The organism is Methylobacterium sp. FW102-HT35C08 (assembly GCF_058790235.1).
Map to the genome: position 1 here is coordinate 536,256 of NZ_JBYTCL010000002.1, position 21,318 is coordinate 557,573.

21 protein-coding genes are annotated in these 21,318 nt (G+C 71.1%); 11 read left to right on the forward strand and 10 right to left on the reverse strand.

The features are described from left to right. Nucleotides 1-97: 97 nt before the first annotated feature. Together AC3WSN_RS02640 and AC3WSN_RS02645 are read right to left on the reverse strand one after the other, a co-directional pair. On the reverse strand, nucleotides 98-2,266 hold the full coding sequence (locus tag AC3WSN_RS02640) for a protein-disulfide reductase DsbD family protein (protein ID WP_492536136.1): 2,169 nt from the start codon (nucleotides 2,264-2,266) through the stop codon (nucleotides 98-100). A gap of 120 nt (nucleotides 2,267-2,386) precedes the next feature. Beyond that, entirely contained in the window at nucleotides 2,387-4,225 is a 1,839-nt protein-coding gene (locus AC3WSN_RS02645; RefSeq protein WP_492536138.1) for an aminopeptidase P family protein, read from the reverse strand. 188 nt (nucleotides 4,226-4,413) lie between these two features. Here AC3WSN_RS02645 and AC3WSN_RS02650 point away from each other — a divergent pair, with 188 nt between their 5' ends. After that, nucleotides 4,414-4,620, forward strand: a complete 207-nt coding sequence (locus AC3WSN_RS02650) for a hypothetical protein (protein WP_373622352.1) — start codon at nucleotides 4,414-4,416, stop codon at nucleotides 4,618-4,620. A 20-nt stretch (nucleotides 4,621-4,640) separates the two neighbouring features. Here AC3WSN_RS02650 and rmf read toward each other — a convergent pair whose 3' ends face one another. Further along, nucleotides 4,641-4,829: a ribosome modulation factor gene (gene rmf / locus AC3WSN_RS02655; protein WP_192708542.1), complete on the reverse strand. Its 189-nt coding sequence runs from the start codon at nucleotides 4,827-4,829 to the stop codon at nucleotides 4,641-4,643. 30 nt (nucleotides 4,830-4,859) lie between these two features. Then, complete coding sequence (locus AC3WSN_RS02660; protein WP_192708543.1) at nucleotides 4,860-5,780, reverse strand: 50S ribosomal protein L11 methyltransferase; 921 nt, start codon at nucleotides 5,778-5,780, stop codon at nucleotides 4,860-4,862. A 275-nt stretch (nucleotides 5,781-6,055) separates the two neighbouring features. Between AC3WSN_RS02660 and AC3WSN_RS02665 the strand changes: the two genes are divergently transcribed. From AC3WSN_RS02665 to modB, 3 genes are all read left to right on the forward strand, one after another. Next, complete coding sequence (locus AC3WSN_RS02665) at nucleotides 6,056-6,199, forward strand: hypothetical protein (RefSeq protein ID WP_192708544.1); 144 nt, start codon at nucleotides 6,056-6,058, stop codon at nucleotides 6,197-6,199. Between the two features lie 483 nt (nucleotides 6,200-6,682). Beyond that, nucleotides 6,683-7,498, forward strand: a complete 816-nt coding sequence (gene modA, locus AC3WSN_RS02670) for a molybdate ABC transporter substrate-binding protein (protein ID WP_492536141.1) — start codon at nucleotides 6,683-6,685, stop codon at nucleotides 7,496-7,498. Nucleotides 7,499-7,513: 15 nt separating this feature from the next. Beyond that, nucleotides 7,514-8,206 carry a molybdate ABC transporter permease subunit gene (gene modB, locus AC3WSN_RS02675; protein ID WP_492536143.1) on the forward strand — a complete coding sequence of 231 codons (693 nt, stop codon included), beginning with the start codon at nucleotides 7,514-7,516 and terminating at the stop codon, nucleotides 8,204-8,206. Nucleotides 8,207-8,480: 274 nt separating this feature from the next. Here modB and AC3WSN_RS02680 read toward each other — a convergent pair whose 3' ends face one another. Further along, a complete protein-coding gene (locus AC3WSN_RS02680; protein ID WP_492536145.1) occupies nucleotides 8,481-9,137 on the reverse strand; it encodes a glutathione S-transferase in 657 nt (218 codons plus the stop codon). Between the two features lie 62 nt (nucleotides 9,138-9,199). Here AC3WSN_RS02680 and modC point away from each other — a divergent pair, with 62 nt between their 5' ends. The 3 genes from modC (at nucleotide 9,200) to AC3WSN_RS02695 (ending at nucleotide 11,641) form a co-directional block, all read left to right on the forward strand. After that, nucleotides 9,200-10,303 (forward strand): molybdenum ABC transporter ATP-binding protein, encoded by a 1,104-nt coding sequence (gene modC, locus AC3WSN_RS02685; RefSeq protein WP_492536147.1) that lies wholly within the window; start codon nucleotides 9,200-9,202, stop codon nucleotides 10,301-10,303. 316 nt (nucleotides 10,304-10,619) lie between these two features. Then, a complete protein-coding gene (locus tag AC3WSN_RS02690) occupies nucleotides 10,620-11,087 on the forward strand; it encodes a nuclear transport factor 2 family protein (protein ID WP_209578372.1) in 468 nt (155 codons plus the stop codon). 5 nt (nucleotides 11,088-11,092) lie between these two features. Continuing rightward, a complete protein-coding gene (locus AC3WSN_RS02695; RefSeq protein WP_492536149.1) occupies nucleotides 11,093-11,641 on the forward strand; it encodes a TetR/AcrR family transcriptional regulator in 549 nt (182 codons plus the stop codon). Nucleotides 11,642-11,667: 26 nt separating this feature from the next. Here AC3WSN_RS02695 and AC3WSN_RS02700 read toward each other — a convergent pair whose 3' ends face one another. The 5 genes from AC3WSN_RS02700 to AC3WSN_RS02720 form a co-directional block, all read right to left on the reverse strand. Next, entirely contained in the window at nucleotides 11,668-12,828 is a 1,161-nt protein-coding gene (locus AC3WSN_RS02700) for a M20 aminoacylase family protein (RefSeq protein ID WP_492536151.1), read from the reverse strand. Continuing rightward, entirely contained in the window at nucleotides 12,825-14,123 is a 1,299-nt protein-coding gene (locus AC3WSN_RS02705; protein ID WP_492536153.1) for a GNAT family N-acetyltransferase, read from the reverse strand. The genes AC3WSN_RS02700 and AC3WSN_RS02705 overlap by 4 nt, the downstream gene beginning before the upstream one ends. A gap of 131 nt (nucleotides 14,124-14,254) precedes the next feature. Then, the gene (locus AC3WSN_RS02710; RefSeq protein ID WP_492536154.1) at nucleotides 14,255-14,656 is read right to left on the reverse strand and encodes a lysozyme inhibitor LprI family protein; all 402 of its coding nucleotides are present in this window, start codon (nucleotides 14,654-14,656) and stop codon (nucleotides 14,255-14,257) included. Continuing rightward, entirely contained in the window at nucleotides 14,653-15,402 is a 750-nt protein-coding gene (locus AC3WSN_RS02715; RefSeq protein ID WP_492536156.1) for a glycerophosphodiester phosphodiesterase family protein, read from the reverse strand. Before AC3WSN_RS02715 ends, AC3WSN_RS02710 begins: the two co-directional genes overlap by 4 nt. Before the next feature lie 2 nt (nucleotides 15,403-15,404). Beyond that, nucleotides 15,405-15,878, reverse strand: a complete 474-nt coding sequence (locus AC3WSN_RS02720; protein ID WP_492536158.1) for a RidA family protein — start codon at nucleotides 15,876-15,878, stop codon at nucleotides 15,405-15,407. Nucleotides 15,879-16,150: 272 nt separating this feature from the next. Between AC3WSN_RS02720 and AC3WSN_RS02725 the strand changes: the two genes are divergently transcribed. The 4 genes from AC3WSN_RS02725 (at nucleotide 16,151) to AC3WSN_RS02740 (ending at nucleotide 21,237) form a co-directional block, all read left to right on the forward strand. Continuing rightward, entirely contained in the window at nucleotides 16,151-17,341 is a 1,191-nt protein-coding gene (locus tag AC3WSN_RS02725) for an aspartate aminotransferase family protein (RefSeq protein WP_492536160.1), read from the forward strand. Between the two features lie 169 nt (nucleotides 17,342-17,510). Next, complete coding sequence (gene argF / locus AC3WSN_RS02730; protein WP_238196532.1) at nucleotides 17,511-18,491, forward strand: ornithine carbamoyltransferase; 981 nt, start codon at nucleotides 17,511-17,513, stop codon at nucleotides 18,489-18,491. A 304-nt stretch (nucleotides 18,492-18,795) separates the two neighbouring features. Continuing rightward, a complete protein-coding gene (locus tag AC3WSN_RS02735; protein WP_492536163.1) occupies nucleotides 18,796-19,821 on the forward strand; it encodes an Hsp33 family molecular chaperone in 1,026 nt (341 codons plus the stop codon). A 171-nt stretch (nucleotides 19,822-19,992) separates the two neighbouring features. Continuing rightward, on the forward strand, nucleotides 19,993-21,237 hold the full coding sequence (locus AC3WSN_RS02740; RefSeq protein ID WP_492536165.1) for a hypothetical protein: 1,245 nt from the start codon (nucleotides 19,993-19,995) through the stop codon (nucleotides 21,235-21,237). The last annotated feature ends 81 nt before the right edge of the window (nucleotides 21,238-21,318 follow it).

Here is a 21,318-nt window from a genome sequence, read left to right on the forward strand (position 1 = left end):
CGGCCGGTTGGCGTGGCGCTGCTGGATTGCTTCACTCCGCTCGCGAAGACTGCGACCGAGCGCATCGATGCCCTAGGGGCTCGGACCCCGGAAAGGCTCAGCGGGCCAGCGCCGCGCTCCGGCCGGACGCGGTCGGGACCGCGTCCAGCGCCGCCAGAACCGTTCCCTCGGTCAGGATCTGCGGCAGCACCTGGGGCTCCCCGGTCCCGGCATAAAGCAGGTAGAGCGGCACGCCGCTGCGCCCGTACTTCTCCAGCAGGCGGGTGATCTCGGGATTCTGGTTGGTCCAGTCGCCCTTCATGTAGGTCACGCCGCGCTCCGCCATCGCCGCCCGCACGGCTTTGGTGTTGAGCGAGGTCGCCTCGTTCACCGCGCAGGTGATGCACCACGCCGCCGTCATATCGATGAAGACCGGGCGGCGGGCGCTTACCAGCGAGTCGAGGCGCGCCTGCGTGAACGGCTCGATCCCGTCGGCAGCGGCCTGCGCCGACGGGAGCATGCGCTGCTGCGGGAGGGTCACGGCGAGGGCCCCGACGGCGACGATCGCCAGGATTGCGGCGGCCTGGGCGATCCGACCGGTGCGGGGCGCGGCGGCGCGTCCGCGCTCCCAGGCCCAGGCGGCGAAGCCGACCAGAACCAGCCCGATCAGCGCCGCCAGCAGCCCGCGCGGATCGACCTGCTGCGCCAGCACCCAGACCAGCCACGCCACCGTTGCGTAGACAGGGAAGGCCAGGATCTGCTTGAGAACCTCCATCCAGGCGCCGGGCCGCGGCAGCGCCCGCAGGGCCGGCGGCCAGAGTGTCAGCGCGAGGAAGGGCAGGGCGAGACCGAGGCCGAGGCTCGCGAACACCGCGAGCGCCACGCCGGCGCTCTGGGTCAGCGCGAAGCCCACCGCCGAGCCCATGAACGGCGCCGTGCAGGGCGTAGCCACGAGCGTCGCGAGCACGCCCGTGAAGAACGAGCCGCTCAGGCCCGCGCGCCGGGCGAGGCCGTCTCCGAGGCCGGCAAGCCGGCCGCCGACATGGACGACGCCCGACAGGCTGAGGCCCATCGCGAACAACAGATAGGCCAGCCCCGCCACCACGTCCGGCGATTGCAGCTGAAAGCCCCAGCCGATCGCCGCCCCGCCACCCTTCAGGGCGATCAGCAGCGCTGCGAGGCCCAGGAAGCTCGCCAGCACGCCCGCCGTGTAGGCCAGGCCGTGGAGACGCAGCCGGCCCGGGCTCTCGCCGGCATGCCGGATCAGGCCGAGAACCTTGATCGACAGGACCGGGAAGACGCACGGCATCAAGTTGAGGATCAGGCCGCCGAGGAACGCGAAGGCCGCCGCGGTCGCGAGCGTCAGCGCGTCGAAATCGGGCGCGATCGCCCGTGCCGCGGGCGCTTCCAGCGTCGTGGCCGGAGCCGCCGTCGGCAAGACCGGCTCGTCGCCATACGCGAAGGCGAGCCGGCGGGGACCAGCATCGGTGACCTCCTCGAGGGTGAGGACGCCCGGCAGCGCGGCGGGCGCCGGCTCGGTCGGGCTGCTGCGGGCGAGGGTGAGGTGCAGGCCGGCCTCATCGACCGACATCACCTGCGCGGCGGCGTTGTCGATCGCCGTCTCGGAATAGGGGAAGAACGCGGCGTTCCGGACAGCATCCGGCTTGAGGCCGGTTGCTGCGAAATCGAGCCGCAGCGTGTCGCCCTGACTTGCGAGATGCAGCGGCCAGAGCGGCGGGACGGGCAGGGCGGCCCGGGCGCGGGCGAACAGCGCGGCCTTGTCCGGATCGGGCCGGGGCTCGGCCACCGGCAGCGTCAGCGCAAGGTCGGCGGAGCCCGGCACGCACTCGGTCTCGCAGACGAGATAGGTGAGCTTCGCCCGGATCTGCACCGGGTCGGCCGGGTCGAGGCTCGGCGGCGGGGTCACCGGCACGAGGAGCGTGACCTCGCCCTCGTAGCCGTAGTTCATCAGCGTGGCGATCGGGATGCGCTCCGGCGCCGGCCACCGGATCGCCCCGGCGTTGAACCCCGCCGGCAGGGTCCAGGTCACCTCCGGCGGCAGGCCGGAATCGCCCGGATTGCGCCAGTAGACGTGCCAGCCGGGCTTCACCTCCATGCGCACGGCGAGGGTGAACGGCTGCGCACCCGCCACCGCGACAGGCTCGGCCACCAGGCTCGACCGCACGAGGTCGGGCGGCGTGCGGAAGCTCGATTGCAGACCCTGCGCCGCCGCGGCGGAGAGGCTTGCAGTCAGAGCCAGGATCAGGAAGGCAAGGCGACGGATCATGCTGTCCCTTCGCGCGCAGGGCCGGCGCGGTTTCACGCGCGGCGATGTCCGGCCCGGCGCGGGCTATTCCGTGTCCGAACCGCTTAGCACGGAAGGCGCTTGTGGCGGCAGGCCGCGACGTCAGGCCGGGAGCGGCGCAGTGGCGCGCTCCAGCCAGGCGCGCGCCTCGGCGTCGAGGCCGGGCGCCAGGGTCTCGCGGACCCGCGCATGATAGGCGTCGATCCAGGCGCGCTCTCCCGGGTCGAGGAGAGCCGGCTCGATCAGTCGCCGGTCGTAGGGGGCAAGCGTCAGGGTCTCGAAGCCGAGCATCGGCCGCTCGCCTCCGGACATCGGACGGGGCTCAACCAGCACGAGATTCTCGATCCGGATGCCGTAGGCGCCGCTCGCGTAGTAGCCGGGCTCGTTCGACAGGATCATGCCGGCCTCCAGCGGCACCGTGCCGGTCTTGGCGATGCGCTGCGGACCCTCATGCACCGACAGGAAGGCGCCGACCCCGTGGCCGGTGCCGTGATCGAAATCGAGCCCCGCCTGCCAGAGCGGCGCCCGGGCGAAGGCGTCGATCTGCGCGCCGGTCGTGCCCGTCGGGAAGACCGCGCGCGCGATGGCGACATGGCCCTTGAGGACCCGGGTGAAGCGGTCGCGCATCTCGGCGCTCGGCTCGCCCACCGCGACCGTACGGGTGATGTCGGTGGTGCCGTCCGGGTATTGTGCGCCGGAATCGATCAGGAACAGCTCGCCGGGCCGGACCGTCCGATCGCTGGCGCGGGTGACCCGATAATGGACGATCGCCCCGTTCGGGCCGGAGCCCGAGATCGTCGGGAACGAGACATCGCGCAGGTCGCCGCCGGCGGCGCGGAAATCCTCCAGCGCCTCGACCGCGGCGATCTCGGTCACGCCGCCGGACGCGGCCGCCCCGTCGAGCCAGGCCAGGAAGCGCACGACGCTTGCCCCGTCGCGGATATGGGCGGCGCGCGCGCCCGCCACCTCGGCGGCGTTCTTGACCGCCTTCATGGCGGTGATCGGGTCCTTGCCGACATCGGCGGTGCCGCCGGCCGCCTCGATCTTCTCCTTGAGAGCGACCGCCCCGGTCGCGGCGTCCAGCCGGACGCGGACGCCGGCCAGGGAGGCCAGCCCATCGTCGAGGTCCGATCGGGACAGAATCCCGGCGATCGGGGCCAGCGCAGCGCGCAGGGCCGGATCGACGTTCGGCGAGACCAGAAACAGCCGCGCCGCGCCCGCGCGCGGCAGGATCGCGTAGCCGAGCGCGAGCGGCGTATGCCCGACATCGGAGCCGCGCAGGTTGAACGCCCAGGCGAGATTGTGCGGGTCGGAGATCACGAGGGCATCGCAGCCGCCCTCCGCGAGGGCCGCGCGCACCCGGGCGAGCTTGTCGGCGGCCGTCTCGCCCGCGAGCGCGTCCGGCTGGACGACCACCGGCCCGGCGGCCGGCTTCGGCCGTCCGGCCCAGACCGCGTCGACGAGGTTCGGCACGGCCCGCACCGTACCGCCCGCTTTCGTGACCGCGCGCTCCAGCCGCGCGAGCCCATCCGGCGTATGCAGCCAGGGATCGTAGCCGAGCACCTGATCGCGCTTGAGGTTGGCGCCGATCCAGCCTTCGGCCGTCGTTTCGGCGAGCGGCACGACCGTCACCAGGCCGGTTTCGACCTGCTCGGGCGCCTGCAAAGTGTAGCGGCCGTCCACCACCAGCGCGGCGGATTCCATCAGGATCACGGCGGTGCCGGCCGAGCCGGTGAAGCCGGTCAGCCACGCGAGACGCTCGGCATCGGCGGGGACATATTCCGACTGGTGCTCGTCGCCCCGCGGCACGACGAAGCCGTCGAGCCCGGTCTCCCGCAGGCCGGCGCGCAGGGCCTCGATGCGCTCGGGCCCCTTGCGATGGCTCGGATCGTCGAAGGTCTGGAAGCGCCGGCGCGGTGCGGTCGGATCGAGTTCGGTCATGGGGCGAGCCTAGCGCCCGCCGGACCCGGCTCGCAACTGCGCGGCAATCGAAGCGGCACATCCTAATTTTGGGATTAAAAATCGCGAGCAATCTTATCACGCAGCCGAATTTGGCTTATTCCTGAGGCATGCCCCGCCGTGTTTATTATCGGATCAGCGACAGAGCGGACGGCCGCTTCGACGCGGTCGTGACGATCGAGCCGGACACAGTGGTCCGCCGCGACGGCTTCGAATCCCTCGCCGAACTGGAGGAGTGGATCGAAGGCCTGCGCGTCCTGATGGCGGCGCTCGGCGCGCCTGTGGCGCAAGCGGATGGGATCGAGCCGGCACCTCAGCCGGATACGCAACCGCAGGGGCCGACATCCGCCGGACGATTGCGCACGGCGCGGCAGTAGGATCTGCGGCGCGGTTCCGATCAGCCGTTTCTGACCGGCAGATCGGGCGCGCGATCGACCGGCGCGCCGTCATAGCCCTCAAGCCAGGCCGTGCGCGCCGCCGAATGCGCCGGATAGGGGCAGGCGTCCTTCGGTCGGCCCTGGGCCCGCGCGCGGGCGCCTTCCGTGATCGGATCCGCCGGCGGGTGGTGGAGCGACGTCTGGCTCATGCCAGGAAAACGCGGCCACCGGTCTCCGGTTCAGCGCCGCGGGCGTCGGGCCGCACCGCCCCGCATCAGGACAAGGGCGACCCAGCCCTCGATCAGGCCGCGACGCACCAGCGAGAAGCCCTGGGCCCGGTAGGCCGAGAGAACGCCGGACACGTCGCGCTCGATCAGGCCCGACAGGACCAAGACGCCTTCCGGGGCGACCACCCCCGCCAGGGTCGGGGCAAGCAGCCGCAGGGGACGCGCCAGGATGTTGGCGAAGACCAGGTCGAAGTGCCGCGGCCGGGCCGCAAGCTGATGGCGCACCCCCGGCCCCTGGTACAGCTTGAGATAGGGGCCGAGGCCGTTGGCTCGGGCGTTCTCGCGCGCGGTGCGCACCGCCTCGGCATCGAGATCGCCCGCCACCACGGGCTGCCGCAAGGCCTTGGCGGCGGCGAAGGCGAGGATGCCGGTGCCGGTGCCGACGTCCAGGACATGGGCCGGACGGCGCCGCTTCAGCTCGGAGACCAAAGCCCGGAGGCAGCCCAGCGTCGTCCCGTGATGGCCCGTGCCGAAGGCCAGGGCCGCCTCGATCTCGATGGGCAGGTCGTTCGCCCGCACCGTGTCGCGATCGTGCGAGCCGTGGACGACGAAGCGCCCGGCGCGGACGGGCTTCAGCCCTTCCAGCGAGGCGCGGACCCAATCCTGCTGCGCGATCGTGCGGAATTCGGCCGCGTCGGCGGCATCGCCGATCACTGGCCGGATCAGGGCGCGGACGTAATCCTCGTCGGGTTCGTCGGCGAAGTAGGCTTCGAGCCGCCACGTGCGTCCGTCCTCATCCTCGAAGGCCGCCACCGCGGTCTCGGTCGGGTCGAACATCTCGCCCAGCAGATCGGTCATGGCCCGGGCCGAACGTTCGTCGGTCAGCAGGCGCAGGACGTGGGACGGGCGGTGGGGCGGCAAGCCTTCGAGCATGGTTCTGGGCTGTAACGCCGGGACGCGCCACATCCCAGAGGCGGAGGCGAAGAAATCCGACGGCGGCCCGAAACGCCGCTCGCCGCGGAACCCACGACCTCTTGTGGCCAGCCAGACACAGCCGGCAATACTTGTGAGTTCGCGCACCTAAATCAGTGTCCGGAGCCGGTCGGTGTGCTTAAACAGTTTCGGCTCTCCCAAGGCCGGACCCTCAACTCAGGCGCGCCGATTTTTAGCGACACGGCGCGCCAGTTTTGCCAGATGACACGACGCCCATGAACTCGCCTTTCCTCATCAGCGTCGCCGTCGCGCTGGTCACCACCGGTGTGGCGACACTCTGGGCGTTGCTTGTGGCGGCCGACATGACCAGCTTGGCGGAGGCCGAGCCGACCGAGCGGCGCGACATCCGCACTTGGTGACGACGGGCATCGGGAGCCCAGACGTGTCGTCGCGATTCGGAACGGCGAACGCCCAGGAATGCGGCACTGTGTTCACGCGTTAACCATAGGATCTTCGAAGGCGTGCGGAACCCGCTGCCTGGACCGACGTTTTTGCCGGCTTTTTCCGTGAATCACGATTGAGCAGGGTGCGTACAGCGTGACCAAGTCCAGGCGTTCCGGCCCCCGCGGGCCCGTGGTCGTCAACGATACGTCCGCGCCTTCCAGGCCGCGCGAGCGGATCTTCGGCGGGCCAGCGCCGGACGGGCCGCTGCCGGGTCACCTCCTCGTTCTTCTCAGCCGTCTGCATCGCGCCGAAGCGGCCCCGAAGGACCGTCCCGAGCCCCAGCACGGCTGAGCCCGCCGCGGGCCTGTGCGGCCGCCCTTGGCCGCACGGTCTGGCCTCACTATGATCACCGTCGTACCCGGCCGGATATAACGGGTTGCGACAGGGATACGCACCGCATGCGCCTGACCCGACGGATCGTGGCCGCCCTCGTCCTCGGCACGCTGGCGCTCGGTCCCACAGCCCCGCCGGCGCGTGCGGGCGAGCCGGTCGTGGTGTTCGCCGCTGCGAGCCTGAAGAACGCGCTGGACGCGGCGTCGGCCGCCTGGACGAAGGAGACCGGCAAGACCGCCCGGATCTCCTATGCGGGCTCGAATGCCCTGGCCAGGCAGATTGAGGCGGGCGCTCCGGCGGACCTGTTCATCTCGGCGGACCGGGCCTGGATGGATTACGTCGAGAAGTCGGGGCTGCTGAAGCCGAACTCCCGCTTCGATCTCCTGCGCAACGCGCTGGTGCTGATCGCGCCCGGCCGCCGGAACCCGGGTTCGGACCCGCGGATCGCCCTGGCGCCGGATCTCGGGACCACGCTGACGCACATGCTCGGCGGCGGGAAGCTCGCCATGGCGACCATCGATGCCGTCCCGGCCGGCAAGTACGGCAAGGCCGCCCTTGAGAAGCTCGGCGCCTGGGATGCGGTGAAGGGGCAGGTCGCGCAGGCTGAGAACGTGCGCGCCGCCCTGCTGCTCGTCGCCCGCGGCGAGGCTCCGCTCGGCATCGTCTACGCCACGGATGCGGCCGCCGATCCGAGCGTCCACGTGGAGGCGACCTTCCCCGCCGACAGCCATCCGCCGATCGTCTATCCCGCCGCCCTTCTCAAGGACTCGCACAACCCGGACGCCGCCGCCCTGCTGATCTTCCTGCGCGGCCCGGGGGCTCGGGGCGCCTTCGAGCGCCAGGGCTTCACGGTCATCGGGGCGCAGAGCGCCGGCCGTTAGCGTCGCCGCGCCGCCGTGCTCGGCTTCACCCCGGAGGAATGGACCGCCGTCGCCCTGAGCCTGCGGGTTGCGGCGGTGGCGACGCTCGCGAGCCTGGGTCCGGGCCTCGCCGTGGCGTGGCTGCTCGCCCGGCGCCGGTTTCCCGGACGCGCGCTCCTCGACGGGCTGGTCCACCTGCCGCTGATCCTGCCTCCGGTGGTGACCGGCTACCTGCTGCTGCTGACCTTCGGCCGACGTGGCCTGTTCGGCAGCGCGCTCGCCGAGGTCGGCCTCGTCTTCTCGTTTCGCTGGACCGGGGCGGCGCTGGCCTGCGCGATCATGGGATTTCCCCTCATGGTGCGGGCCATGCGGCTGTCGATCGAGGCGGTGGACCGGCGGCTGGAGCAGGCGGCGGCAACCCTTGGCGCGAGCCCGCTCGCTGTGTTCCTGACCGTGACCGTGCCGCTGAGCCTGCCCGGCTGCATCGCGGGGGCCGTGCTGGCCTTCGCCAAGGCGATGGGCGAATTCGGCGCGACCATCACCTTCGTGTCCAACATCCCGGGCGAGACCCAGACGCTGCCGTCGGCCATCTACACGCTGACGCAGGTTCCCGGCGGCGAGGGGCCGGCCCTGCGCCTCACCCTGATCTCGATCGCCCTGTCGGTGACCGCGCTGCTCGTGTCCGAGTTCCTGGCGGCCCGGGCAGCGCGGCGGCTGGGAGCGGGCTGACATGACGGCATCGATCCGCTGCCCGTCGAAGGTGCGATCCCGTACCATCCAGCGTACGTCTGGAAGGCAGGGAGTCCGCAATGCCGTCCTTCGGCCGATCGTTGGCGCGGCAGGCGCAGACCTCCGTCATCCCGGGGCTGCGGCGCGGATCCCGGGATCCAGAGCCGCCGACACGCCAAGGCTGAGCACCGGCCGCGCATCAGGATTTCGGTCTCACCGGTGGCGTCCCGGATTGACGATCGGACACGCGGTGATCGCGCCAGCCGACACGGCTTCAGGCGTACGCGTAGGGACCTCCCGCCTGCAGCGCGCGCTGATAGGCCGGGCGGGCGTGGATGCGCGCGAGCCATGCCTCGACCTGCGGCCCGGCCCCCGTGCCGCGCGCCGCGAAGGCCTCCAGCGGGAAGCTCATCATGATGTCGGCGGCGGTGAATTCCATGCCGCAGAAATAGGGACGGCCGGTGAGCTCCGTCTCCCAGTAGGCCGCATGCCGGCGCAGATCCGGATCGACGAAACCCTGGAGCACGCGCCCGGCGATCCGGCTCACCAGGGGACGCAGCAGCCACGGACTGCTGGGGGCCAAGCGGGAGAAGATCAGCTTGAGCAGAAGCGGCGGCATCGCCGACCCTTCGGCGTAATGCAGCCAGTAGACGTAGCGCGCATGCGCCTCCGTCCCCGGGACGGGTACCAGCGCGCCGCCGGCCTTGCCGGTGAGATAGGTCACGATCGCCCCTGTCTCGGCGACCACCGTCCCGTCCTCCGTGATCACCGGCGACTTGCCCAGCGGGTGGACGGCGACGAGCTCCGGCGGGGCGCGCAGGGTCCGCGGGTCGCGGGCGTAGCGACGCACCCGGTAGGGCAGGCCGAGTTCCTCCAGCAGCCAGAGCACGCGCTGCGAGCGGCTGTTCTCGAGATGGTGGACCGTGATCATGGCGCGCGCGTCCGAACCGGCGCCGGAGCGCGCCGCGCCCCCTGTTACGCGAGTCGCACCGCGTGAGCATCCAAGTCGACGTCCAGCTTCGGCGCGGGGCATTCGCCCTCGAAACCACCTTCGCGGCCGGGCCGGGGCTCACCGCCCTGTTCGGGCGCTCGGGTTCGGGAAAGACGACGCTGATCGACCTGATCGCCGGGCTCGCCCGGCCAGACCGGGGCCGGATCGCGGTCGACGGCGCCGCGCTGGTCGATACCGCCGCCGGATTGTTCCTGCCGCCGCATCGGCGCCGCGTGGGCGTCGTGTTCCAGGATGCGCGGCTGTTCCCGCATCTGAGCGTGCGGACCAATCTCGGCTACGGTCGCGTCTTCGCGCGGCACGGGCCTGATCCGGCGGCCTTCGCGTCGGTGACCGAGATGCTCGGTATCGGCCATCTGCTCGACCGACGGCCGGCGGGGCTCTCGGGGGGCGAGCGGCAGCGGGTCGCGATCGGCCGGGCGCTGCTTGCCCGGCCCCGCCTCCTGCTGATGGACGAGCCGCTGGCGGCGCTGGACGAGGCCCGCAAGGCCGAGATCCTGCCCTATATCGAGCGCCTGCGCGACGAGGCTGGGGTGCCGATCGTCTATGTCAGCCACGCCGTCTCGGAGGTGGCGCGGCTCGCCACCACGGTGGTTGTGCTGGAGGCGGGGCGCGTGGCCGCCACCGGCCCCGCGGAGGCGATCCTGCGCCGCGCCGACCTCGTGCCGATCCACGAGGCCGAGGCTGGCGCGTTGCTCGACATGGTCGTGGCGGACCGGGATCCGGAGACCGGCCTGACGCGCTTGACCGGAGCCGCGGGCCAGCTGCTGGTGCCGGGACCGGCGCGCGCGCCGGGGGCGCGCCTGCGGGTGCGCATCCCCGCCCGGGACGTGCTGGTCGCCACCGAGCGTCCCCGAGGCCTCAGCGCGCGCAACATCCTCACGGGCCGTGTCAGCGCGCTGACGTCGTCCGGCACGGAGATCCTGGTGGAGATCGACTGCAATGGGGCGCCGATCGCCGCGCGCCTGACCGCGGCGGCCGTCCGTGAACTCGGCCTCGTGCCGGACAGCCCCGTCTACGCGATCATCAAGAGCGCGGCCTTCGATCCCGTGGGGATCGGCACGCTGAAGCCCCCCGTCGCGATCTGACGCAAGCCGCGCCGACGGCTCCCGGTCTAGCCGAGCTGCGTCAGCAGCGTGAAGGCACCGAAGAGCAGGACCGCCCCGACCGAGGCTGCAAGCAGGATGAGAGCGGCGCGCGACTCCCGTATTTCCGGCGACATGGCTCCCCTCCGGTCCCGGCGCGCGTTGGTCTGCGGCACGACAGGGCGAGAGTCGCACCGTTCCGCCGGCCTGTCGACACGCACGGCACCCCACCACCCGACAGGGCGAACCATTTGACGCGCGCCGTCGAATCGGAGCATGTTTGTACCGATCGGTACAAACATGCGCACGGATGAGCACGATGTCGGACCGCCCCCCATTTCCGCCCTATACCGCCGAGACCGCGGCCCAGAAGGCCCGAATGGCCGAGGACGCCTGGAACGGGCGCGACCCGGAGCGCGTGTCGCTCGCCTACACGCCGGACAGCGTCTGGCGGAACCGCAGCGAGTTCCTCACAGGCCGCGAGGCCATCGTGGCGTTCCTCCAGCGCAAGTGGGCGAAGGAACTCGATTATCGGCTGATCAAGGAGCTCTGGACCTTCGGGGGCGACCGCATCGCCGTGCGCTTCGCCTATGAGTGGCACGACGCGGAGGGACACTGGTTCCGGTCCTACGGCAATGAGAACTGGGAGTTCGACGCGCACGGCCTGATGCGCCGGCGTATCGCCAGCATCAACGACCTGTCGATCAAGGAGTCCGAACGGAAGTTCCACTGGCCGCTGGGCCGCCGCCCCGACGACCATCCGGGCCTCAGCGATCTCGGCCTCTGACGGCTGTGACCGGCCGGGCCGGGCTGCTCCCCGTGCTGGCGGAGGTGTTTCGCGAGCACGGCTATGAGGGCGCCAGCCTGGCGCTGATCAGCCAGGCAACCGGGCTGGGCAAGGGGAGCCTGTACAACCTCTTCCCCGGCGGGAAAGCCGAGATGGCGGCCTGCGTGCTGGCCGAGATCGACGCGTGGTTCGAGGCCAACCTGTACGCGCCGCTTCGCGAGGCAGACTCGCCGGCCGAGGCGGTGTCGGCCATGTTCGACGCCGTCGAGGCGTATTTCCGCTCCGGCCGGCGGGTCTGCCTCGTGGGCGTCGTGGCGCTCGGCTCGGAGCGCGAGCGCTTCGCCGAGGCGGTGCAAAGCTACTTCGCGCGCTGGGTGGCGGCGCTGGCCGACGCCCTGAAGCGATCGGGCCGGGACGACGCGGCGAGCGTCGCTCTGGCGGAGGAGGTCGTGGCCCAGATCCAGGGGGCGATCGTCCTGGCGCGGGCCCTCGGCGAGCCCGCGCTCTTCACCCGAGCGATGACCGCCCTGAGGGCCAGGGTCGCCGCGATCTGAGCGCCGCGGCGATCCTGGCCCGTTGATCAGGCCGCCGTGCGGCGCTCGACCATCCGCGCCAGGAAGGCGCTGCCGATCGGGATGATCGAGTCGTCGAAGTTGTAGCCGGCATTGTGCAGGCCCGGGCCGGGATTCGCGCCGAGCCAGACATAGGCACCGGGCACCGCCATGGTCATGTCGGCGAAATCCTCGCTGCCCATCTTGGGGACAACATTCGCCTCGACCTTGTCGGCGCCCAACAACTCGGTGGCGACCTCCGTGGCCGCCGCCGCCTGCTCGGGGGCGTTCTCCAGCACGGAGAACACGTCCTGCAGGTCAACCGTGACCTCGGCGCCGTAGGCTGCGGCGAAGCCCGCTGCCAGCTCGCGCATGCGGGTGCCGGCGAGCGCCCGGATCTCCTTGTCGAAGGTGCGGATGGTGCCGGCGAGATGCGCCGTCTCCGGGATCACGTTGTAGGCGGAGCCCGCCTCGATCCGGGTGATCGACAGCACGATCGACTTCAGCGGGTCGGCATTGCGCGAGACAATCGACTGGAGCGCCTGGGCGAGCCCGGTGGCGATGATGATCGGGTCGGTGCCGCGATGCGGCTGGGCGGCGTGGATGCCCTTGCCGCGGATATGAATGTCGAAGAAGTCGGCCGCCGCCATGATCGGCCCGGGCCGCAGCTTGATCATGCCGTGGCCGCCGCCGGGCTGGTTGTGCAGCCCGTAGATCTCGTCGCAGGGGAAGCGCTCGAACAGCCCGTCCTTCAGCATGGCCCGGGCGCCGCCGCGGCCTTCCTCGGCCGGCTGAAACACGAACACCGCGGTGCCGTCGAAATCGCGGGTCTCGGCGAGGTAGCGAGCGGCGCCGACCAGCATCGTGGTGTGCCCGTCATGGCCGCAGGCGTGCATCTTGCCGGCATAGGTCGAGCGGTAGGGGAGGTTGGTCTCCTCCTCGATGGGCAGGGCGTCCATGTCGGCGCGCAGGCCGATGCGTTTCCCGTTGTCGGTGCGGCCCTTGAGCAGGCCTACCACCCCGGTGCCGCCGACGCCGCGATGCACCTCGCAGCCGAATTTCTCGAGGAGATCGGCCACGATGCCGGCGGTGCGCACCTCCTCAAAGCCGAGCTCCGGATGGGCGTGCAGATCGCGGCGCAGGGCCGTCAGCTCGTCGGCATAGGTCTTGATGTGGTCGATCGGGCTCATGTCTCGGAACTCTCGGGGGGTGATGTCTCGGAAGGGACGGTCTTCGAAGGCGAGGCCTCGGGACGCGCCGCGCCGTCGCAGGCGCCGCCCTCATCCGTACGCCGGAACGGCGTCAGCGTGTCGAGGACATCCACCGCCTCGGCGACGTGGGCGCGCTCTCGCTGCAAGTAATCGGCCACGGCGCGGCGCAGGGCTGGGTCGGCGATGTCGTGGGCCGAATGCATCAGGACCGGCCGGTAGCCGCGGGCGAGCTTGTGCTCGCCCTGGGCGCCCGCCTCGACGCGCTTCAGGCCGCGGGCAATCGCGAAATCGATCGCCTGATAGTAGCAGACCTCGAAGTGCAGGAAGGGGTGATCCTCGATGCACCCCCAGTTGCGTCCGTAGAGCGCCGTGTCGCCGATCAGGTTGATCGCGCCGGCGATGTAGGCATCGTTGCGCTTGGCCATCACCAGCAGCACGCGGTCGGCCATCCGCTCCGACAGGAGCGAGAAGAACCGGCGATTGAGGTAGGGCCGCCCCCACTTGCGGGAGCCGGTGTCCGTGTAGAAGGCGTAGAATGCGTCCCAGTGCGCCTCGGTGATGTCCGCGCCGGTCAGGTGCTCCACGGTGATGCCGGGTGCGAGCGCGTCGCGGCGCTCCTTGCGGATGGTCTTGCGCTTGCGCGAGGCCAGGGCGGCGAGGAAGTCGTCGAAGCGCGCGTAGCCGTCGTTCTGCCAGTGGAACTGCTGGTCGGTGCGCTGCAGGAAGCCCGCTGCGCCGGCCCGGTCCCATTCGGCCTCGCGCATGAAGGTGACGTGGATCGAGGAGGCCTTGGTCTCGGCCCGCAGGGCCCGCAGCCCCGCGACGAGGCCGGCGGTGGCCTCATCGGGATCGGCGCCCGGGGCGATCAGGAAGCGCGGGCCGGTCACGGGGGTGAACGGCACGCTCACCTGGAGCTTGGGGTAGTATTCGCCGCCGGCCCGCTCGTAGGCATCGGCCCAGCCGTGGTCGAACACGTACTCGCCCTGGCTGTGCGTCTTCAGATAGCAGGGCACCACGCCCAGGCGCGCGCCGTCGCGCTCCACGGAGACGTGGAGCGGCAGCCAGCCGGTCCTGCGGGAGACGCAGCCCGAATCCTCCAGCGCCGACAGGAAAGCGTGCGACACGAAAGGGTTATGCGTCTCGTCGCCGGCCGCCAGGGTCTCGGGGGAGAAGGCGCAGGCATCCCATTCCGCCGCGCCGATGTCCTTCAATCCGGGCAGCGCCCGCACGGTGAGCGTGGGGGTCTCCGGCATCGGCCCGGGTGCTTGCTTCATGGGCGCGAGTCTAGCCGGTGTCCGGAGCGGAGCAAGCGGGCGGATGCGCGCGGCGGCGATGGCAGCCTTTCAACCGGGCGCCTAACGAAACCGCTTTCACATCCGTTGGCCGACGACGAAGCCCAGGCGCTTCACTCGCCGAACCGGCCGACGCAGGTGACGTCGCCCTCGCTGCAGGTCAGATACCCGTTCAGTACCGAGGTTCGCGCGGCCGTGACACGCGCCAAGCAGTCCGCGCGGACCTGCGGCTGCATGGAGCCGCCCTCGACGCCCATCGCCTCCAGGGCGCAGCTCGCGTCCCGGAACGGCAGCCAGGCCTTCTGGGCCGCGCGCAAACCGTCCTTCGCCTTGGGGCCGATCTGCTTCATCAGCCGGGTATACGCCTGGTTCATCGCCGTATCCGCGCGGTCGTACGCGGCCCCGGCGCAGGCGTTCAGATCCATCTGGGTCGCGCCGGCGCAGGGATCGGCCGCCCTGGCCGGTCCGGCGGTGATCAGGAACGCCGTCAGGCCGACGAACAGCCTTCGCTTCACGGCACGAACCCCTCGAACACCATCTGGTCCGCATGCGTGCCCGCGCGGGCTCGCTGATCCTCGGTCCGGACCGTCCAAGTCATCACCGGGATCCGGCCGAGCAGCCGGCACAGATAGGTCGACGCGCAGGGCAGGTCGTCGACGCGCCAGGACAGGAAATCCGGCCGCGTCTCGGCGAAGTGCAGGAGGTCGGACAAACCCAGGCGGGCGCTCGGCGGGAGCGCCGCGTAGATCGGGTCGTCCTGCGTGGTCTCCGCCACGATCCCGCGCGGGACCGTCGGCGGGCAGAGGTCCCGCAGGGCCGCGACGATCTGCGGGTCGAAGGATTTTAAAGCCACCGGGCCCTTGTAGGCCGCCGCGACTTTGGCGGCGCGGGTGGCGAGCCGCAGGTCGCCGTCGTAGCGGGACTTGACCTCGATCACCACCGGAACGGCGCCGTCCACCGCCGCCAGGAAGGCCGGCAGCGTCGGCATCGTCTCGGCGGTGCCGGCGATCCCAAGGCGCCCGAGTGCGGCCGCGGATTTCGACGCGACGGATTCGCTCGCTTCCGTCAGCCGCCCGAGGGCGACGTCGTGGAACACCATCGCCTCGCCGTCGGCACTCAGTTGCACGTCGCACTCGATGGCGAAGCCGCCGGCCACCGCCGCCCGGGCTGCCGCCAGGGTGTTCTCCGGCCGGCCCGCCGCGCGGTCATGAAGCCCGCGATGGGCGATCGGCCGTGCGGTGAGCCAGTCCGGCGCGGCCATGCCTACCGGACCTCGAACATGGCCTCGACCTCGACGGCAGCGTCGAGGGGCAGCTCCGCCACGCCGACGGTCGAGCGGGCGTGGCGCCCGCGATCGCCGAGCAGCTCGACCATCAGGTCGGAGGCGCCGTTCATGACGCCGGCCACCGCCGAGAAGCCCGGCGCCGCGTTGATGAAGCCGCCGAGTCGCACGCATTGGACCACCGCGCGGTCGAGGTCGCCCACCGCGGCCTCGAGCTGGGCGAGCACGTTGAGGGCGCAGAGCCGGGCGGCCGCCTTGCCGGCCTCGGCCGAGACGTTGCCGCCGACCTTGCCCGTGTGCTCGGCGGCGAGCTTGCCGTCCGTGCCGAAGCAGATCTGGCCGGAGATCACCACGAGCGTGCCCGTGCGCACGAACGGCACGTAGTTCGCCACCGGCGCCGCCGCCTTCGGCCGGGTGAGGCCCAGAGCCTCCAGGCGTTCCTTGACCGTGCTCATCGCGATCTCCCTCGCTGACTAAAATCCGCCCGAGGCTGGAGCATGGCCGCCCCCCGCCGCGCAAGGAAAAAGGCCGACTGAACGATCGGGACATCAGCGGTTTGACGGTGTCGCGCAGAGCAGCCGCGCGCGCGCGCCGAGCATAGAACCGTTGACAGGGCCGGCCTCTTTCATAGTAATCGCGCGCGTGCCGCCCATCACTGAGGCGGCACTTTCATTTGGAGCCGGCTACGCTTGCTCCGCGACTTCTGCATGAAACGGAGATGGGACCCGTGACGTCAGCCCTTCTGCCGACCTACGTCCGCGCGCCGCTCGCCTTCGAGCGCGGCGAGGGCGCCTGGCTCGTGACGGAGGGCGGCGAGCGATATCTCGACTTCGGCGCCGGTATCGCGGTCAACGGACTCGGTCATGCCCACCCGCACTTGGTCAACGCCCTGACCGAGCAGGCGGCAAAAATCTGGCACACCTCGAACCTGTTCCAGATCCCCGGCGGCGAGCGCCTCGGGCAGCGCTTGGTCGACGCGACCTTCGCGGACGTGGTGTTCTTCTGCAACTCGGGGGCCGAGGCCAACGAGGCGGCGATCAAGATCGCCCGGAAGTATCACGCCGCCGGCGGCCAGCCCGAGCGGTTCCGGATCGTCACCTTCGCGGGCGCCTTCCACGGCCGCACGCTGGCGACTCTCGCGGCCGGCGGCCAGCAGAAATACATTGAGGGCTTCGGCCCTAAGGTCGAGGGCTTCGATCAGGTTGCGGCCGGCGACTGGGCGGCGCTCGAGGCGGTGATCGGCCCCGAGACGGCCGCGCTGATGATCGAGCCGATCCAGGGCGAGGGCGGCGTGCGGGAAATCCCCCATGCGGATCTGCGCCGGCTCCGCGAGATCTGCGACGCCCACGGCCTGCTGCTGATCATGGACGAGGTCCAGACCGGCGTCGGCCGCACCGGGCGTCTGTTCGCCCACGAATGGTCCGGCATCACCCCGGACATCATGAGCGTCGCGAAGGGAATCGGCGGCGGCTTCCCGCTCGGCGCCTGCCTCGCGACCCGCGAGGCGGCCCGCGGCATGACTGCTGGCACGCACGGCACCACCTTCGGCGGCAACCCGCTCGCCATGGCGGTGGGCAACGCCGTGCTCGACGTCGTCCTGGAAGAGGGCTTCCTGGAGCGCGTCGCCCGTTCGGGCCTGATCCTCAAGCAGAAGCTCGCGGCCCTGCGCGACCGGCACCCGCACGTCTTCGAGGAGATCCGCGGAGAGGGGCTGATGCTCGGCCTCAAGCTCGGCGTGCCGAACACCGACTTCGCCGCCGCGGCCCGGGACGCGCATCTCCTGGTGATCCCGGCGGGCGACAACATCGTCCGCCTCCTGCCGCCGCTCACCATCGGCGACGCCGAGATCGATGAGGCCGTCCGGCGCCTCGACGCGGCGGCGTCCGGCTTCGAAGCCGTGCGCGGAGCCGCCGAGTAAGGTCCGAGATCGGATTTCAGAACACCGCCCCCCCGCGCCGCGGGGGGCGGCTCGAAGCGTTTCCGGGCGCGCGCGATCCCGCCGCGCCGGACGGAGACGCCCCTGCAAGGAGGTAGAGTGCGGTTCATGATCAGGTGATCGTTGAGCAGACTCTAGGTAACGTGACGCGATGAAAGCCCAAATTGACGGCCGGGCCCAGGCCCCGGCCCCGCACCTGAACGGTGCCGGCCCTCGCCATTTCCTCGACCTCAAGGATTTCTCCGGTGCCGAGCTGCGCCGGGTCCTCGATGCCAGCGCCGCCATCAAGGCGCGCCGCCGCAAGGGCGAACTCGCGACCGAGCGCCCGCTCACGGGCAAGACCCTGGCGATGGTGTTCGACCGCCCCTCGACCCGCACCCGCGTCTCGTTCGACGTGGCGATGCGCGAACTCGGCGGCGAGACCCTGATGCTCACCGGCTCCGAGATGCAGCTCGGCCGCGGCGAGACGATCGGCGATACCGCGCAGGTTCTGTCCCGCTTCGTCGACGCGATCATGATCCGCATCCTCGACCACGGTCAGATGCTGGAACTCGCCGAGTACGCCACGGTGCCGGTGATCAATGCGCTGACCAAGGTCTCGCATCCGTGCCAGATCATGGCGGACGTGCTGACCTTCGAGGAGCATCGCGGGCCGATCAAGGGCCGGACCGTGGCGTGGTCGGGCGATTCCAACAACGTGCTGGCCAGCTGGGTCCACGCGGCGGCGCGGCTCGACTTCACACTCAACGTGGCGAGTCCCCCCGAACTCGCGCCGCCGCCCGCTCTGCTCGCCTGGGCCAAGCAGGAGGGCGCCGACCTCAACGTGACGACGGATGCCTTCGCGGCCGTGGACGGCGCCGATGCGGTGGTGACGGATTGCTGGGTGTCCATGGGGGACGACGACGAGGCTCACCGCCACAATCTGCTGAGCCCCTATCAGGTCAACGCCAAGTTGATGGCCGCGGCCAACCGGGACGCGATCTTCATGCACTGTCTGCCGGCCCATCGCGGCGAGGAGGTGACGGCCGAGGTCATGGACGGCCCGAGCTCCGTCGTGTTCGACGAGGCCGAGAACCGTCTGCACGCGCAGAAGGGCATTCTGGCCTGGTGCCTGGGCGCGGGCGGCCTCTGATCCGGGCGGCTTGGTCCGGTCTCGCGCTCGTGTGGCCGGCGCCCCATATAGGCGTCAGCGGGTGGCACACGCCGCCCGCCTCCCCATCACGGCTGCCGACAGGCGGTCATCCCGGCGACGGATGTGGCGCGCGGCGCCGTCCTTTTCGCACGGGCCGGGCGGGGTGAGGGATTCGGTCGCTCCGCCACGGACATCGCCTCACCCCGCCCGGCCCGTGCGGAGAACGAAGCCGCGCCCTGTCGGGACGGCCGCCTGATCCGGGAGCAGGGCGCCGCGGGCGCCGGACGCATCGATCGGAGAGGGTATGACCTCAGGAACGCAATCTCAGCCGCAGCACCAGACCGCCGGTAATGGCCACGCGGGCGAGGACGACGCCGTGCTGCCCTTCGCCGTGGAGGCTCTGGACGTGCGCGGGCGCGTGGTCCGGCTTGGCGATTCCGTAGACACGATCCTGCGCCGCCACGGCTATCCGGACCCGGTCGCCCGGCTGCTCGGCGAGGCGGCGGCGCTCACGGTGCTGCTCGGCTCCTCCCTCAAGTTCGAGGGTCGGTTCCAGCTCCAGACCAAGACCGACGGTCCGGTGGCGATGATCGTGGTCGATTTCGAGGCGCCTGACCGCCTGCGCGCCACCGCGCGGTTCGATGCGGAGCGCGTCGCGGCCCTGGGTTCCGGCCCGCTCAAGGATTCCGAGCTGATCGGCACGGGTCACCTCGCCATGACCATCGACCAGGGCACGGCGGCCAGCCGCTACCAGGGCGTGGTCGCCCTGGAAGGTCAGAGCCTGGAGGAGGCCGCCCACCAGTATTTCCGCCAGTCCGAGCAGATCCCCACGGAGGTGCGCCTCGCCGTGGCGGAGGCCGTGGACGAGGTGGCGGGCCGCTGGCGGGCCGGCGGCCTGCTCGTGCAGTTCCTGCCGCAATCGGTCGACCGCGCCCGCCTCGCCGACCTGCCGCCGGGCGACATCCCGGAGGGGCACGCGCATCTCTCCGGCGCCGCGCCCGAGGACGATGCCTGGGTCGAGGCGCGCTCCCTGGTCGCCACGATCGAGGATCACGAACTGGTCGATCCCAACGTCTCGAGCGAGCGCCTGCTCTACAGGCTGTTCCACGAGCGCGGGGTGCGGGTCTTCGAGCGTCAGCCCGTGCACGAGACCTGCCGCTGCTCCCGCGAGCGGGTGATGGGCATGATCCGTTCGTTCTCGCCGCAGGAGCGGCACGACATGGCGGCCGATGACGGACGGATCGTCATCACCTGCGAATTCTGCTCTCGTCGGTACGACCTCGACCCGCAGGAGGTCGAGGCCGAGATCGCCGAGCAGCCTAAGCAGTAGAGACTGAACTGAGACTGAGGGCGCGAGACTATCACTCCGCGCCTACGGCCAAGCTTCGTCCGCGTAACGTGTTAATACCCGTATTCGTTGCGTGAATTTTTAAGGAGCCAGACCCGAACCGTTTCCGCACCTTCGACGTTGCGTGGCAGATTCAACATCGGAGGAATTCCCATGCGGAAATTGTCCATCGGTCTGGCCGCGCTGCTGATCAGCACCTCGGCCTATGCGCAACAGGGTGGCGCCGGCGCTGGCGCCGGGATGAGCGGCCGCGGCGGCCAGGGCGGAGCCGAGTCCGGCATGAAGGCAGGCGGCGGTGACCGGGGCGGCCTGCAGGGTGGCAGCCAGGCCGGATCCGACCGGGGCGGCGCCGAGACGGGCCGCTCCGCGCAGGGCCGGGACGCGGGCGGCGAGGGCCGGATGGCCCAGGATCGCGGTCGTGCCGGTGCCGAGCGCGGGGATCGCGACGGCGCCCGCGCCGAGCGCAACGATCGGGGTGATCGCAACGGTGATCGTGCGGAGCGCGGCGACCGCAACGGCGCACGGGCGGAGCGCAGCGAGCGCGGCGAGCGCGGCGATCATCGCGACGGCCGTGCCGACTTCCGCGGTCGGACCGACGTCAGCAGCCGGACCGACGTGCGTTCGAGCCGGGTCGAGGGCGGATACCGCCGCGAGGGCCGCTACGTGTTCATCGGCGGCCGCCGGGTCGTCTACGGCTCGCCGGAATATCGCCGACTGATCGTCACCGAGAACCGCGGCCCGCGTGAGCGCTACGTCGTCATCCGCGGCCAGCGGGTCCTCTATGGCTCGCCGGAGTACAAGCGCCTCGTCAGCGTCCGCGAGACCGGCCCGCGGGAACGCTACGTGGTCGTGCGCGGCCACCGGGTCCTGTACGGCTCGCCGGAGTATCGTCGCCTCGTCTCGGTGCAGGAGGACCGCTTCGTCACGATCCGCGGTCACCGCGTACGCTACGGCTCCGACGAGTACCGGCGCCTGAGCGGCGGCGGCACCGTCAGCGCCAGCTTCCGGTCCGAGCAGCGCGCCGGCGCGCGCTTCGACAAGCACGGCGACCGGGACGGCATCCGCAACGCCTCGCGCAACGAGGGCCGGCATGACGGTCGCAACGAGGGCCGGCTGGATCGCGGCCAGGATCGCGGGATGGACCGCACGGCCGGCCAAGACCGCAAGAACGACGGCATGCGCAACAGCGACATGCGCGGCGGCCAGCAGCAGGACGGCATCCGCAACGCCTCGGATCGCGGCGGTCAGCAGGGTGGCATGAAGGCCGGCGGCACCGAAAGCGGTCGCACGGGCGGCGCCGAGCGTGGCGGCATGAGCGGCGGCAGCATGGGCGGTGCCCAGGGCGCAGGCCGCTCGGGCGGCCAGTCCGGTGGCCAGACGGGTGCCGGCCGCAACTGAGACGGACTGGACAAGAAGGCGGGGAGGGGCCTCGGCGGCCCCTCCCGACAGCCCTGCGCAGCAGCGGGAATCATCCCGATC

Excerpts from the sequence above, each read along its gene's own strand:
- AC3WSN_RS02700 (WP_492536151.1), bottom strand. The coding sequence starts at position 12,828 with ATGAGCCCGATCGACCACATCAAGACCTATGCCGACGAGCTGACGGCC.
- modA (WP_492536141.1), top strand. The coding sequence starts at position 6,683 with ATGCGCCTGACCCGACGGATCGTGGCCGCCCTCGTCCTCGGCACGCTG.
- rmf (WP_192708542.1), bottom strand. The coding sequence starts at position 4,829 with ATGAGCCAGACGTCGCTCCACCACCCGCCGGCGGATCCGATCACGGAA.
- AC3WSN_RS02735 (WP_492536163.1), top strand. The coding sequence starts at position 18,796 with ATGACCTCAGGAACGCAATCTCAGCCGCAGCACCAGACCGCCGGTAAT.
- AC3WSN_RS02705 (WP_492536153.1), bottom strand. The coding sequence starts at position 14,123 with ATGAAGCAAGCACCCGGGCCGATGCCGGAGACCCCCACGCTCACCGTG.
- AC3WSN_RS02640 (WP_492536136.1), bottom strand. The coding sequence starts at position 2,266 with ATGATCCGTCGCCTTGCCTTCCTGATCCTGGCTCTGACTGCAAGCCTC.
- argF (WP_238196532.1), top strand. The coding sequence starts at position 17,511 with ATGAAAGCCCAAATTGACGGCCGGGCCCAGGCCCCGGCCCCGCACCTG.
- AC3WSN_RS02660 (WP_192708543.1), bottom strand. The coding sequence starts at position 5,780 with ATGCTCGAAGGCTTGCCGCCCCACCGCCCGTCCCACGTCCTGCGCCTG.
- AC3WSN_RS02740 (WP_492536165.1), top strand. The coding sequence starts at position 19,993 with ATGCGGAAATTGTCCATCGGTCTGGCCGCGCTGCTGATCAGCACCTCG.
- AC3WSN_RS02720 (WP_492536158.1), bottom strand. The coding sequence starts at position 15,878 with ATGAGCACGGTCAAGGAACGCCTGGAGGCTCTGGGCCTCACCCGGCCG.
- AC3WSN_RS02690 (WP_209578372.1), top strand. The coding sequence starts at position 10,620 with ATGTCGGACCGCCCCCCATTTCCGCCCTATACCGCCGAGACCGCGGCC.
- AC3WSN_RS02645 (WP_492536138.1), bottom strand. The coding sequence starts at position 4,225 with ATGACCGAACTCGATCCGACCGCACCGCGCCGGCGCTTCCAGACCTTC.
- AC3WSN_RS02665 (WP_192708544.1), top strand. The coding sequence starts at position 6,056 with ATGAACTCGCCTTTCCTCATCAGCGTCGCCGTCGCGCTGGTCACCACC.
- AC3WSN_RS02715 (WP_492536156.1), bottom strand. The coding sequence starts at position 15,402 with ATGGCCGCGCCGGACTGGCTCACCGCACGGCCGATCGCCCATCGCGGG.
- AC3WSN_RS02680 (WP_492536145.1), bottom strand. The coding sequence starts at position 9,137 with ATGATCACGGTCCACCATCTCGAGAACAGCCGCTCGCAGCGCGTGCTC.